Raw genomic sequence first — 14102 nt, 5'->3', positions numbered from 1 at the left:
TCTTGTGCTTTTTTTTTATAAAAAATAATTTTAGCGTCTTTTTTATAGGGTATTTTATAAAAAAAATCCTTATGTTTGCGTTAGCAACCTAAAAAACACACACATTATTCTATAATTATTGATTTTCATAGAATAATGAATAAAAAAACACACCATTAATTAATTTTGTGATTTTTATAAAAAACTAAAAAATGACTTCTATTTTCAAAAAAGTTAGTCTGTCTGTTCTTTTTGCTTTGTTGCCTCTGTTTGCATTTTCTCAAACATCAGAATCTACTCCTACACTCAATACAGGCGATACAGCTTGGGTTCTGATTGCAACAGCCCTTGTTATGCTCATGACTCCTGCTGGTTTGGCACTTTTTTATGGAGGACTTTCGCATAGTAAAAATACTCTCAATACTGTCGGAATGAGTTATGTTTCTTTTTGTGTGGCTTCTGTGGCTTGGGTTATTGTGGGCTACTCACTTGCTTTTAGCGAAGGAAACGGGTTTATAGGTTATCTGAATAATCTTTTTTTAGAAAACATCGATATTAACGAACTTTCTACGGACACTTCAATTCCTAAATTACTTTTTGTAGTTTTTCAGGGAACTTTTGCTGCTATTGCTGTCGCCATTGTGAGTGGTTCGGTCGTCGAAAGAGTAAAATTTTCTTTTTGGCTCGTATTTTCTTTTTTATGGGTTTTGCTTGTTTATAGTCCGATTACACATTGGGTTTGGGGAGGAGGATTTTTGAGTAATAGTGGCGAATTAGATTTTGCAGGAGGAACAGTTATTCATATCAATGCAGGAGTAGCAGGGCTTGTATTGGCTCTTTTATTAGGAAAACGTAAAAATTATGGTTTGATAACTGAAAAGCCTATTTCTCTTACACTTACTGTTGTTGGTTCGGCTCTTTTGTGGTTTGGTTGGTTCGGATTTAATGCAGGAAGTGCTTTGGGAGCAAATGGAACAGCTGCAAATGCGCTTTTGGTTACTAATGTAGCTGCAAGTATTGGGGGACTTGCTTGGATAGCCATCGAATGGATTAACAAGAAAAAACCTAGTCTTTTGGGAGTAGCTTCGGGTGCTGTTTCTGGTTTGGTAGGCATTACACCTGCTTGTGGATATGTGAGTGTGAGTGGAGCATTGGCAATTGGACTTTTTTCTGGTTTGATAGGTTATTATGGAGTTATCAAACTCAAAAAAGTATTAGATTATGATGATACATTAGATGCTTTTGGAATACATGGTTTGGTGGGTATTTGGGGTTCTCTTGCTGCTGGTATTTTTGCAAATCCTGCTATTAACCCTGATGCGATTGGTGTTTTGTATGGAAATATCGGACAGATAGGAGTACAGTTATTAGCTATCCTAACAGTAATTGCTTATTCGGCTATTGCTACAACAATCGTTTATTTTGTGAGTGCATTTGTTACAAAGGGCGCACGAGTAGATGAGATTATGGAAAAAACAGGACTAGATGAAGCTTATCACGGAGAAAAAGGATTTAATATTCAATAATTGTTTTTTATCGTTGGTAAATATAAACCGTCGTTGAGACTCAAATACAGCCGTCAACGAGGATTTATGCATAAAAAAACTCCTATCTGAGAAAATCAGATAAGAGTTTTTATTAAAAATACGCTCTCACATAAAGCGTAAACTACATAATATAAACTTGCCGTTATTGGTATCCCCAACAATGACAGGATAACTTATTTCAACCAACCTTCTACTTCTTCTTTCGTTGGATTTTTTACTTCTTTGAGTTTCATTTTCTTACGCATTCCACACATATCATTGAAAAGTTTTGAAGGAATTGCTTCTTTTAAGTCTTCAATCGTAAGGAAACCTAATTTTTGAATAATTGGAATAAGTTCAGAACGGATTCCTAACTCTTCATAATCACTTTCAGATGCGTATTTCGGTTGCTTTTTAGGACGCATTTGAGGAAAGAACAAAACATCTTGAATAGAATCTTGATTCGTCATAATCATAGAAAGACGGTCAATTCCAATTCCTAAACCTGCTGTTGGTGGCATTCCGTATTCAAGCGCATTTAAGAAATCTTCATCCAATACCATTGCTTCGTCATCGCCTCGTTTTCCAAGTTCTAACTGTTCTTCAAAACGTTTTCTTTGGTCTATTGGGTCATTAAGCTCAGAAAAGGCATTACAAATTTCTTTTCCATTACAAACGGCTTCAAAACGCTCTACCAAACCTTCTTTTGTTCTATGTTTTTTGGCAAGTGGCGACATTTCAACAGGATAATCTGTAATAAATGTAGGTTGAATCAGTTTTGGCTCACAATGCTCTCCAAAAATCTCATCAATCAGTTTTCCTCTTCCCATTGTATCATCAATTGGAACGCCTAACTGCAAAGCAGCCTTACGCATTTCTTCTTCACTCATTTCAGAAATATCAACACCTGTAAAATGCTCAATAGCTTCATACATCGTATAGCGTTTCCAAGGACGAGCAAAATTAATTTTATTTTCTCCTACCTGTACTTCTGTTGAGTTGTGAAGTTTTAGGGCTACTTTTTCTACCATTTCTTCTACCAAATTCATCATCCATTCGTAATCTTTGTAAGCTACATAGAGTTCAATTTGAGTAAATTCTGGATTATGAAAACGGCTCATTCCTTCATTTCTAAAGTCTTTAGCAAACTCATAAACCCCATCATATCCACCCACAATTAACCTTTTTAGATAAAGCTCATTTGCAATACGCAAATAAAGTGTCATATCTAATGTGTTGTGATGCGTTTTGAAAGGACGAGCTGCTGCACCTCCATATAAAGGCTGTAAAATTGGAGTTTCTACTTCCAAATAACCTTTATCGTTTAAATATTCACGCATTGTAGTCATAAGTTGAGAACGTTTTTTGAAAACATCTCTTACCTTAGGATTTACAATCATATCTACATAACGCTGACGATAACGCTGTTCTGAATCTGTAAAAGCATCATAAGATGTAACCGTTCCATCTTCATTTTCTACTCGCTTTACGACAGGCAGAGGATGCAAAGACTTTGTAAGAACTGTAAACTCAGTAACACGAAGCGTAATCTCGCCTACGTTTGTGCGAAAAATGTATCCTCGTACACCAATAATATCTCCAATATCTAAAAGCTTTTTGAAGACAGTATTATACATGGTCTTATCTTCATCTGGACAAATATCATCTCTGCGAAGATAAAGCTGCATACGCCCAGTAGAGTCTTCAATTTCTGCAAAAGCTGCCGAACCTTGAATACGGATATTCATCAGGCGACCTGCAAGTGAAATATCTTTAAAATTATCGAAATTTTCTTCTGTTTCTCCCTCTGGTTTTTCTTCTGGAAAACTCTCCTCAATCTGTTTGGCTGTATGTGTGTAGTTATAAAGGTCAGCAGGGTAAGGGTTTATCCCTAGTTGTATCAGTTGTTCTCTTTTCTGACGGCGCAGAATTTCTTGTTCGCTAAGTAATGGTTGCATATTTTGTCCAAACCCTAAGGATCTTCGAGACCCTTAGGGTTTTATGATTTATAGTTTAAAAAGTCTTTTTATCAGATATATTTCAAAAATACGGATTATTTGAATAGAACAAAAAAAATAGACTTTATTTATAAAAAATAAAGATGTTCTTATTAATTTGATATTCAAATTTAAGGATTTACATACGCTCTGGCATATCAATTCCTAAAAGTTTTCCTGCGTGTTTCAATGTTTTGGCAGTTGCATCAGAAAGTGCAACACGAAGTGATTTTTTAGCTTCATTTTCTTCTCCAAGAATAAAAAGTTCAGCGTAGAGTTTACTATACTGTTTTGCCAAATCGTACATATAATTTGCAATCGAAGAAGGTGCATAATTTTGAGCAGCTTCATTCAAATAAGAAGGATAGTCAGCCAGCAAACGGATTAATTCTTCTTCCATATTTTCTAATTCTGTTACATCTTTAAAAGAATCAGATGTGTACGAAATATTCGTTTCGTTTGCCTTTCGTAAAATAGCCGAACTTTTAGCGTGTGTGAATTGCAAATAAACACCACTATTTCCTTGAAAATCAATAGAATCAGCAGGATTAAAAAGCATTTTCTTTTTTGGTTCTACTCTCAAAAGATAATATTTTAATGCTCCTAAAGCCAACATTTTATATAAATTTTCAGCCTCTTCTTCTGTAAAATCATCAATTTTTCCTACTTCCTGCGTTCTTTCTCTCGCCATTGCTACCATATCAGCTACAAGTTCGTCAGCATCAACAACAGTTCCTTCTCTTGATTTCATTTTGCCATCAGGGAGTTCTACCATTCCATATGAAAGATGAAACATTCCTTCTGCATACGGTCTGCCAAGTTTTTTGAGAATCAAAAATAAAACTTTGAAATGATAATCTTGCTCATTTCCAACAACATAAACTGATTTTTGCATTGGAAAATCATTATACTTTAAGTCTGCCGTTCCGATGTCTTGTGTCATATAAACAGAAGTTCCGTCTGCACGTAAAACGAGTTTTTCATCTAAGCCATCTTCTGTCAAATCTATCCAAACCGAGCCATCTTCTTTTTTGAAGAAAACACCTTTTTTTAGTCCTTCTTCTACGACATCTTTTCCAGACAAATAAGTATTTGATTCGTAATAAAATTTATCAAATTCTACTCCAATGCTTTTATAGGTTTCATCAAATCCTTCATATACCCAGCCATTCATTTTTTTCCAAAGGTCGGTAGTTGCTGTGTCGCCTTGTTCCCATTTTAAAAGCATTTGTTGTGCTTCCTTCAAACTAGGAGCTTCTTTTTCGGCTATTTTTTGTTCTGTTCCTGCTTCTACTAATTCTTTTACTTCAGCCTTGAATAAATCGTTAAATTTCACATAATAATCTCCAACCATTTTATCGCCTTTTACGCCCAAATCTTTTGGCGTTTTGCCTTCTCCATGTTTTTGATAAGCCAACATTGACTTACAAATATGAATTCCTCTATCATTTACGAGGTTTACTTTCATCACTTCGCTACCATTAGCAGCCATAATTTCAGAAACAGAATAACCCAAAAAATTATTTCTAAGGTGTCCTAAGTGTAAAGGTTTGTTTGTGTTTGGCGACGAATATTCTACCATTACTTTTTCGTCTTTCTTTTCTATTGCTTCCCAAACAGGTTTGTCATTGAGATTAACAAGCGTCTTGACCCAAACAGACTGCTCCAAAACAAGATTTAAAAATCCTTTTACGACATTAAAATCCTTTATGATAGCTACATTTTCTTTCAAAAATTCTCCTAAAAGAGTAGCCGTTTCGTCTGGTCGCTTTCCTGTAATCTTTCCATAAGGAAAAGTAACAAAAGTATAACTTCCCTCAAATTCTTTACGAGTTTGTTGGAAATCAATTTTTTCTATTGGTAAAGTATGATTGAAAAGCGTTTGAAAAGCGTTTTGAATTTCTTTTTGGAGTTGTTGAAGTATCATAACTGTAAATAAAAGTTGTTTTTTGTCTTTACTTTTTTGTATTTATTCGGCTAGTTTTTGATTAATTTACAAAGTTGCACAATTTGCAGCAAAAAAGCGAAGGAAAACTTTACTCTTTATTTTAAAATCACGCTTCTGAGGAAGCATTTCATTCAGTTCTGAGGAACTGAACGCACAATACAACGTGCGTTTGTCTTCTCAAAGACGAACGAAATGCTTCCTCAGAAGCATAATGAACTTACTTTATGCCACTTTATCGCCATTCCCAATTTTTAAGTTTCAATTGTTTTTTCATCACGACCAATATTTTTAAAAAAGAACACTTACTGTTAGACGAAGAAACCTGTAAAACCTTGCTTAACAATTTTACTTTTTATAACAAAAAGTACAATGCTAAATTACTAGCTTATGTTTTAATGAGTAATCATATTCACTTTGTAATTTGGTTTAATAAAGATGAGCATAAAGAAAGTCCTCTTTCTGATTATATGAGAGATTTTAAGAAATATATTGCCACACAAATTATTAACTATCTAAATGAAAATAAGACTGCATTATTACATAAATTTATAAGTATTGAAAAAGGGCAAAAATATCAAATTTGGGAAGAAAATTTTGATAGTGTACATTTATACACCAAAAAAGTATGTGAAGAGAAAATCAATTATATTCATAATAACCCTGTAAAGGCAGGAATAGTAAAATTTCCAGAAGAGTACAAATATTCAAGTGCTAAGTTCTACCTTTCTGATAAAATACTGAAGTCTAATCTAGTAGATTATAGAAAGTATTTTTAGTGTATTTGCTCCTTAAAAATTGCAATGAAGTTCTGTGAATAAAATTTTTTAGCAAAGAAATTCATAAATTACTTTTTGACATGTACATTCGCTTTCCTAGAAGCAAATAGTTGAAGTGCTTTAAAACTACCAAATACGGCTATTCAGTTTTGGAGGACTGAATTCACAACTACCTCAAATTAACTATAATTAAAAAATAATTATAGGATTATTCTAAACAATTCGGAATAAAATTTGTATTATAAGACACTTAATGTTAATTTAATGTTACATTGAGTTGAATTAACTGTGAATGTATTTATTTTAAACTTTGAATTTTATGAAAACTAAATTATTAAACTATGCTATAATTAATAAATATCCTTTGTTTTGTTTTATTGCAGGTGTTATATCAGTTGGTGTAGGAATGTCCCAAAATTTAATGAGGCAAGAAATATTGCTAATGGCTTCTGTTTTTGGAGGCTTGACATTACTAACAATAGCAGGAATTTACTTTACCCGTTATGTAGTAATAAAAAATATAGTAGAAAAACTAGCAGAAAAGCAAATTGAGGCTTATTTAGTTGATGCTAATCTTCTATCTTTTTCTTATCAAGAGGATAATTATAAAATGAATTTATACGCAAGTAGAGGCACTACGTTTGTTCTTTTTTACAAAAATGAAAAATTGATTGCCAACAAAGCTGTTACTAATTCAGAGGAAAATATAGCAAAGATGATTGCTTTATTAGATTATGATAAGCCATTATCAAAGAAAAAGCATAAAATTAAGATGAAAAGTAAGTGGCTTTAAACTATTTAAAATCCTTAGAGTCATTAAAGACCCTAAGGATTTTTTGTTTTGCCTATGGAAGAAAAATAACTTCATTAGAACCTGCACCTGCAGAAAAAGTATTTATTAAATTCCCTTGATTGTCATACTGTATTACATCATTTCCTGTTGGGGCTTGGAAGTTAGCAATACCAATCCAAATATCGTTATTTTTAGGATTTATACTCACTCCATAAGCTCCATTCTGAATAATTGGATTTGTAGTTTGAGTTGTGGCTGTGATGTCTAATTCATAAACCCCACTACTAAAGCTGTAATATAAAATATCTCTCGTCGCATTTATTGCCAAATGTTCTCCTATATTTTCGCTTCCTGCATTCAGAGCAATAGTAGTTTCGATAGCATTTGTACTCATATTTATTTTATATAACGCCCCTGTTGAAGAACCAAAAGGAGAAGCCACTACCCAAAGTTTACCATCTTTATCTACGACCATTTCTTCTGGAGTGTTTGGCGAAACATCAATAGTATTTTCTAATGTATTATTAGATGTATTATAGACAGAAATCGTAGTACCAAATCCATTTGCTACAAATGCCTTATTTGTATTATTATCAAAAATTATATTTTCAGCACCCGAACTAGCTTCTATTGTGCTTGTAATTTGTTCTGTTTGAGTATCTATAACCAAAATTTTTGGAGAAGTATCTCCAAAATTTCCCCAAGTGCTAACATATGCTTTATTGTTTCCAACATCAGCCATATAACGAGGGTTTGCAAACTTGAAGTTAGTAGTATCAAAAATAGTCTCTTTTCTTTCAAAAGTACCACGATTAACCACCTCAATTTTATTACTAGCACTAACCATTAAATACGCCTTATCTCCCAAAATAGAAATAGATTGAAGTTGGTCTCCCAAACTATCGCCAGTAACTGTCTGAAAAATTTGTTGTGTAACAACACCAGTCGTAGAAATATGCCCAACGGAAGAATTATTCATTCCAAAAACCCCTTCATTAACGACTAAATATCCTTGTGCATATTCTCCTGCAAGAATATCAGGTGTGTCTTCTCCGTTATCACTACAAGAGGAAAGTAAGGAAATAGAAAAAACAGAAATAAGGATATAGAAAAACATTGTCCAAAAGTTTGGACGTAAATTAGAATTACGAATAGACATAAAAATTAAAAAGAATAAAATAAAATAATGACCCCAGTTTTTTCCCGAACCAAAAGTACAATAACAGAAAAGGCAGGTCTCCTGACTGATTGAACTAAGTAAGAAGTTAGAAATAAGAAGTTAGAAGTATCAGATTTCTAATAAAAAACGCAGCAATGCCTACTTGTAGTTATTAAGTGTAGAGATAGTAGGCTATTATTTTTTACGATTATGTAAAAAACCAAATTCACAGTTGCGGGTACAGTTACGGAATAAGCTAAATAAGCGACCGTATTCCCTTTTCAGTATTTTTTCTTTAAATGAAAAAACACCACCTTTTCAAGTTGCAAAGGTAGTGTTTTCTATGGAATGATTTTCAATTATTTTTCATCTTATTGTATTTGAGTTTCTAATGCAATGTAATGAGTAATTTTATTAGAATAAAGAGGAAATATCTGAACTTGACAGGTGTAGGGAGTTTTATCTTTCTTATAATTGATTACTGATAACTCAAAAGGTTTTTCTTTTTGAAGGTTCGTTCTGATTTCTTTTTTAGATTCTTTGGAAGTCATTTCACCTTGTAAGAAGGAAGGATATTTATTGGTAGCAAATGTCTTTGAATAACCTGTCATTTCTGTAAAACCCTTATTTACCCAAATAATTTTTTCTAATGAATCGGTAAGTACAAGAGCTTCGAAAGGATTGTTTGAGAGTATTTTTTGAATGTCATTTTTCCACTTATATTTTTCAGCAAAAGCTTTTATCTTTTGGATATCTAGCTCTTTTCTGCTCATAACAAAAGAGTTTGTATGAGATATATTCCAACTTAAAAGAGGCTTTGATTCTACATCTAGTGCCTTTACCTGCTTCTTAATTTTATTAGATTCTTTACTATCCAAACTCAAAAGGTAAATATCTAAACACATCATATTAGACAAACTATTCTCCATATTCTCTCAATTTTTAATAGATTAAAATAAAATCATATATTATATAACTGTTTTAACATCATAAATGTTAGTTTATTTTCAAAAGCCAGTTATCAATTTGATATTGAATAGTTTGAGCATAAATAAAATTAGTATCATCTTTTCCTACTTCTAAGGCCTTTTGTGCACTTTCTACTGCTCCCTTATAATCGTTTTGTAGAGCCAAAATTTCAGATTTTACCCAATGAGGCAAATAATGATCATTTTTGAGTTTGATAGATTCATTTACCCAATCCAAAGCCTGACGAAGTTCTATGTTTTCGCTTTTGTAATAGGCTGCGCTACGGACTAATACTTGCCAGTCGTTGGGATATTTCGAAATAGCTTCTGCAATATTTTTCTTTGCTTCTTCTACTGTATTTACTTGAATTGTGATTCTTGCTAATTTACATTCCCAACGCAAAATAAAAGTAGCTTCATTTTCCAATATTTTATCAAAATCATAGGCTAGTGTTTCTTGAAATTTTGATTTTTCAACAGTTGCATCTACTCTCAACACGTCATTTTTTGGGTCATAGGCTTCCTTCCCCCACGAATCAACGGCAGTATTAAAAATAAAAGTCCAGTCTCCTTTTTTTTGAGGGATAATAAAAACAGCATATTTTCCCTTCTTGAGAGGCTTTCCATTTATTTTCACATCACTAGAAAACTCTATTGTTGTAGCTTCATTTGCTCCAGCTCTCCATACTTTTCCATAAGGAACGAGTTCTCCCCAAATATGCTTTTTTCTACCTTTTACACTCGGACGACCATAACGAACAAAAAATTCTGTAAGACCAATTTCTTGCATCAAAGTAGAAATCGAACTCTTCCGAGGAAGTTCTAATTTCTCTTCTTCTTCTGACATATCGTTGGCTTGACCTTTCTCTTGAGCTAATACAGAAAAAGAAATAAAAAATAAAAGAGTGAAAATAGAATATTTAAAGAATTTCATTTGTAGGAATTAGGAACTAGGTTTTGGGAAATTAACTGGTAACTACTTACTGATAACTGTTTACTGAAGACTGTCTTTCAAAATTCTAAATTCAATGGCTGGAGAAATTTTTTCATAAAGTGTATTATAAACAGCTTTAATAATAGGCATATCTACTTTGTGTCTTTTTGTAACATCATACAAACCTTTTACAGCATAATAACCTTCTGCTACCATTCCCATTTCTATTTGTGCTGATTTGACAGTATAACCACGCCCTACCATATTTCCAAACGTACGATTTCTACTAAATTGAGAATAAGAAGTTACGAGCAAATCGCCCAAATAAGCAGAGGCATTAATGTCTCTTTCTTTTAGTGGATAGGCTTTATCCAAAAAGCGTTTGGCTTCCTGCACAGCATTAGAAACCAAAACAGCTTGAAAATTATCTCCATAATTCAGTCCACGAGCCATTCCACACGCCACAGCAACAACATTTTTAATTACGGCACAATACTGGATTCCGTTCAAATCTGGATTGGTTTTACATTTTATATAATGTCCTCGCATAAGCCGAGCAAATCTGTCGCCTTCGTTTTCATCTCCTCCGATAGTAAGATAGGCTTGTCTTTCTTGTGCAACTTCTTCAGCATGACAAGGACCTGCAATAGAGAGAAGTTTGTCAGTAGGAACATTAAATATATCCTCTACATATTCAGTTACTAAAACATTTTTTTCCAAAATCATCCCTTTGATAGCCGAAATAATGACTTTATCTTTAAAAATAGCTGGGTCTAGCTTTTCGAATACATCGGTAATAAAGGCAGAAGGAACAGCCAAAACAATATATTTTGAATCTGAAATAACAGCTTTTACATCATTTAGAGGAGTAATTTTGTCGATATTGAGCAAAGCCGAACTCAAATAACGTGGGTTTCTGTGATTTTTTCGAATAAAATCAATATCGTCTTTCGAACGCATCCACCAGTTTATACGAACATTATTTTCGGAAAGCATTTTTACTATTGCAGTTGCCCAACTGCCTCCACCCAATACGCCAATACGAACAGGCGCACCACTATCTGAAAAACCAAAAGCTGCCAAATTAATTTATTTTAGTACGAAAACAAGAAAAAAATAGAATAAATTAAGAAAAAAATAATACTTACTCTAATACAGTAAATAACGTGGTTTTTTATTGTTCTTCAAAATGAATTAAACTGATTTTTCGATAAAAACAATAAAAAGATATTTCTTATACAAATCATTTCTAACAATTTTCAAAACATAGAGTTTGTCAGAGACTAAGAATTAGTATTTTTGTTTTTAATCCAAGTTGCTCGTGGGTAGCTCGTGGGGATACGAGCAACGGTAGAGTATTTTTACTAAATTACTTTATCTACACAAACCAAACCTTATCATTGCTTGTGTCCCCACAAGTAATTTCAAAAAAAGAAAAAAACGAATTGAAAAACTCAGCTAACCAATCAATAAATTACACAGACTCTGATGCAACGGCAGCTTCACGCAAACAAGACCATATCGAACTTGCCTTTGATGCACAGGTTTTCAAAAACCAATTAGATAGTCGTTTTTATTATGAACCTGTTTTGGCAGCACATCCAAAAAAAGAAACAGAATCTTTTGAATTTTTGGGAAAGCAAATGAATGCACCTTTGTGGGTTTCTAGTATGACAGGAGGGACAGAATGGGCAAAAATTATTAATCAAAACTTAGCTAAAGTATGTGGAGAATATAAACTTGGAATGGGTTTGGGTTCGTGTAGAGCATTACTTACTGATGATGATTGTTTGCCTGATTTTGATGTTAGAAAGTTTATAGGCGACCAACCTCTTTATGCAAATCTTGGGATTGCTCAACTTGAAAAACTCATTGAAACCAAACAGACAAAAAAAATAGATGAGTTATTAAAAAAGTTACAAGCCGACGGACTTATCATTCATATAAATCCTCTGCAAGAATGGCTACAACCAGAAGGCGATAGGTTCGAAAAATCTCCTTTGGAAACAATAAAAGAGCTTTTACAAACGGCTACATATCCAATTATTGTCAAAGAAGTAGGACAAGGATTTGGCAAACAAAGCCTAGAAGAATTATTAAATTTACCTCTTGCAGCCGTAGATTTTGCAGCGAGTGGAGGAACAAATTTTGCTCTTTTAGAACTAAAAAGAAGTAGTCAGCTTTCCCAAAGTCTTTTCGAATCACTTGCACATATCGGACATAGTGCAGAAGAAATGGTAGAGTTTTGTAATGAAATAAAATCTGATTATTATAACAATCTGAAAAGCAAAGTAAATTATACTAATAAAACTGTAAAGTGTAATCAAATCATTATTTCTGGAGGAGTTAAAACATTTCTTGATGGATATTATTTGACTGAGAAAATAAATTTTGATGCAATTTATGGACAAGCATCAGGATTTTTGAAACACGCTAGAGGAAGCTATGAAGAGCTACAAGCCTATACAGAAGGACAAATAAATGGATTGAAGGTAGCCAAACAGTTTTTGAAAGTGAGATAATTCATTTTCATTTTTTGTTTATTCTTTTTTATAAATTCCCATAAAAACAGTATTTATAGTTTCATATTCTTCATTTAGTATGTCCCAACGTTGAGTAACGGTATTATCATCATTTTTTGTCCATGTAATTTGATGATAATACATTCTTTTTTGTCCTTGTAAAAGCTCACTTCTGAGAACCATTATGCCTTCTTTTTTGAGATTTCCTTTCAGAATCAAATTTCCACCAGAATTATCTAGCCAGACTTGATTCCAAGTAGAGTCTTTTTTATTGAAATAATTGTAGCTTCTTCCTGTTGAGCCTGATGCTCCTCTCCAATGCTCATTCAGAATGCAATCATTTTCTAATTTTACGATTGTATTTTTTCCTACTTCTGTCCCTGTTGTATCATAAACTGTCCAATCGCCTACCCAAAAGTCGAATTGTTTATGATTTTCAGTACAACAAGCACAAGGTTTTTCAGTAGTTGTAGAGTCATTTTGAGAAAATGCAGAAAGTGAAATTAGAGTCAAGAGAGTTATAAAAAATGCTTTTTGGAGCATAAATATTTTTTTCAGGATTGAATTAACTTTGAATTAAACTGAATTGTAAAATAATAATATATTGATACTCAAGATACAAAATTAGTTGAAGAATATGCAGCACTGATTACTATAAAAACGTAAGGAAAGAAAAGTAAAAAATTATACTAAATCATCTTATGTTATGAAATCTGTTTTACTCTCTTTAATTTTTATTATTATCACTTTTAGTGCTTGTCAGCCTACTCATTATATCCCAAATATGAGTAATGTTCCAATTTTGCAAGAAAAAGGAGAGGCTTCTGTTTCTGTTGGTATAAGTACAGCAGGGAGAGATTCTGCAAGTCAGTATAGTTTACAAACAGCTTATTTGCTAACTAATCATTTTGCTTTACAGACAAATAGCGTAATTTATCGTTTTAATGAAGATTTTACTAGAAATAGAACAAGAAACTCTGGACAGATTCATGAGTTTGGACTTGGTTATATTACCAACTTTGAAGATAAAAGGTTTAATTTAGCTATTTGGGGGATTATTGGAGGAGGAAATATGAATACAATACTTCTAAGACAAAATGAGAGATTATCTACTGATTTACGTCTTTATGGAATTGACCCCACGATCAGTATAGTAACAGAATACCACTCATTATCTTTTTCTATGAAATCTTTTTTACTGGAATATAGCAACATAAGAGGTAATTTAGATTACAATAGTGTAAATGAGGTGGAATATTTAAGAAATAATGATACAGCATTTATTATAGAGCCTACACTTACTGAAAAAATAGGATTTAAGAGGTTTAAATTTATACTACAAACGACATATAGTGGGAATTTGATGTTTAGGTATAGAGATAATAGTATTTTAGATAAGGGACATGATAGGCAAGTAAATATTCTAGTTTCTTTTGGACTTAGTTATAATTTTTATACTAGAAAAAAGAAAACTCCAGTTGAGTTTTGAATAGTTATAGA

General features: G+C 32.6%; 12 protein-coding genes and 1 riboswitch. Of the genes, 5 read left to right on the top strand and 7 right to left on the bottom strand.

The features are described 5' to 3' along the window. The first annotated feature begins 191 nt into the window (after positions 1-191). Positions 192-1505, top strand: coding sequence for an ammonium transporter (locus tag WAF17_RS03750; protein WP_338766430.1), 1314 nt, complete (start codon positions 192-194; stop codon positions 1503-1505). Positions 1506-1699: 194 nt separating this feature from the next. On the opposite strand, the gene lysS is transcribed toward WAF17_RS03750, so the two are convergent. Next, positions 1700-3463: a lysine--tRNA ligase gene (gene lysS, locus WAF17_RS03745; protein ID WP_338766427.1), complete on the bottom strand. Its 1764-nt coding sequence runs from the start codon at positions 3461-3463 to the stop codon at positions 1700-1702. A gap of 178 nt (positions 3464-3641) precedes the next feature. Further along, on the bottom strand, positions 3642-5429 hold the full coding sequence (argS, locus tag WAF17_RS03740) for an arginine--tRNA ligase (RefSeq protein WP_338766425.1): 1788 nt from the start codon (positions 5427-5429) through the stop codon (positions 3642-3644). Positions 5430-5674: 245 nt separating this feature from the next. Between argS and WAF17_RS03735 the strand changes: the two genes are divergently transcribed. Together WAF17_RS03735 and WAF17_RS03730 are read left to right on the top strand one after the other, a co-directional pair. Next, complete coding sequence (locus WAF17_RS03735) at positions 5675-6226, top strand: transposase (protein WP_338766422.1); 552 nt, start codon at positions 5675-5677, stop codon at positions 6224-6226. A 319-nt stretch (positions 6227-6545) separates the two neighbouring features. Continuing rightward, the gene (locus tag WAF17_RS03730) at positions 6546-7019 is read left to right on the top strand and encodes a hypothetical protein (RefSeq protein ID WP_338766419.1); all 474 of its coding nucleotides are present in this window, start codon (positions 6546-6548) and stop codon (positions 7017-7019) included. A gap of 52 nt (positions 7020-7071) precedes the next feature. Here WAF17_RS03730 and WAF17_RS03725 read toward each other — a convergent pair whose 3' ends face one another. From WAF17_RS03725 to WAF17_RS03710, 4 genes are all read right to left on the bottom strand, one after another. Next, positions 7072-8178: a DUF5074 domain-containing protein gene (locus WAF17_RS03725; protein WP_338766417.1), complete on the bottom strand. Its 1107-nt coding sequence runs from the start codon at positions 8176-8178 to the stop codon at positions 7072-7074. Positions 8179-8231: 53 nt separating this feature from the next. Next, positions 8232-8511: riboswitch (cobalamin riboswitch) on the bottom strand. A gap of 38 nt (positions 8512-8549) precedes the next feature. Beyond that, a complete protein-coding gene (locus tag WAF17_RS03720) occupies positions 8550-9107 on the bottom strand; it encodes a PAS domain-containing protein (RefSeq protein WP_338766414.1) in 558 nt (185 codons plus the stop codon). Positions 9108-9174: 67 nt separating this feature from the next. Next, positions 9175-10080, bottom strand: coding sequence for a DUF2911 domain-containing protein (locus tag WAF17_RS03715; RefSeq protein ID WP_338766409.1), 906 nt, complete (start codon positions 10078-10080; stop codon positions 9175-9177). A gap of 60 nt (positions 10081-10140) precedes the next feature. Continuing rightward, entirely contained in the window at positions 10141-11163 is a 1023-nt protein-coding gene (locus tag WAF17_RS03710; RefSeq protein WP_338766407.1) for an NAD(P)H-dependent glycerol-3-phosphate dehydrogenase, read from the bottom strand. A 323-nt stretch (positions 11164-11486) separates the two neighbouring features. On the opposite strand from WAF17_RS03710, the gene WAF17_RS03705 reads away from it, so the two are divergent. Beyond that, positions 11487-12602, top strand: coding sequence for an isopentenyl-diphosphate delta-isomerase (locus WAF17_RS03705; RefSeq protein ID WP_338766405.1), 1116 nt, complete (start codon positions 11487-11489; stop codon positions 12600-12602). 18 nt (positions 12603-12620) lie between these two features. On the opposite strand, the gene WAF17_RS03700 is transcribed toward WAF17_RS03705, so the two are convergent. Continuing rightward, positions 12621-13145, bottom strand: a complete 525-nt coding sequence (locus tag WAF17_RS03700) for a hypothetical protein (RefSeq protein ID WP_338766402.1) — start codon at positions 13143-13145, stop codon at positions 12621-12623. Positions 13146-13308: 163 nt separating this feature from the next. On the opposite strand from WAF17_RS03700, the gene WAF17_RS03695 reads away from it, so the two are divergent. After that, entirely contained in the window at positions 13309-14091 is a 783-nt protein-coding gene (locus WAF17_RS03695; protein WP_338766399.1) for a hypothetical protein, read from the top strand. Positions 14092-14102 lie beyond the last annotated feature (11 nt).

Source organism: Bernardetia sp. ABR2-2B (assembly GCF_037126435.1).
Lineage (GTDB): Bacteria > Bacteroidota > Bacteroidia > Cytophagales > Bernardetiaceae > Bernardetia.
This window is presented reverse-complemented; position numbering and strand designations above follow the sequence as displayed.

Bases quoted from the DNA above. Each gene is read 5' to 3' on its own strand.
- WAF17_RS03750 (WP_338766430.1), top strand. From the start codon at position 192: ATGACTTCTATTTTCAAAAAAGTTAGTCTGTCTGTTCTTTTTGCTTTG.
- lysS (WP_338766427.1), bottom strand. From the start codon at position 3,463: ATGCAACCATTACTTAGCGAACAAGAAATTCTGCGCCGTCAGAAAAGA.
- argS (WP_338766425.1), bottom strand. From the start codon at position 5,429: ATGATACTTCAACAACTCCAAAAAGAAATTCAAAACGCTTTTCAAACG.
- WAF17_RS03735 (WP_338766422.1), top strand. From the start codon at position 5,675: ATGCCACTTTATCGCCATTCCCAATTTTTAAGTTTCAATTGTTTTTTC.
- WAF17_RS03730 (WP_338766419.1), top strand. From the start codon at position 6,546: ATGAAAACTAAATTATTAAACTATGCTATAATTAATAAATATCCTTTG.
- WAF17_RS03725 (WP_338766417.1), bottom strand. From the start codon at position 8,178: ATGTCTATTCGTAATTCTAATTTACGTCCAAACTTTTGGACAATGTTT.
- WAF17_RS03720 (WP_338766414.1), bottom strand. From the start codon at position 9,107: ATGGAGAATAGTTTGTCTAATATGATGTGTTTAGATATTTACCTTTTG.
- WAF17_RS03715 (WP_338766409.1), bottom strand. From the start codon at position 10,080: ATGAAATTCTTTAAATATTCTATTTTCACTCTTTTATTTTTTATTTCT.
- WAF17_RS03700 (WP_338766402.1), bottom strand. From the start codon at position 13,145: ATGCTCCAAAAAGCATTTTTTATAACTCTCTTGACTCTAATTTCACTT.
- WAF17_RS03695 (WP_338766399.1), top strand. From the start codon at position 13,309: ATGAAATCTGTTTTACTCTCTTTAATTTTTATTATTATCACTTTTAGT.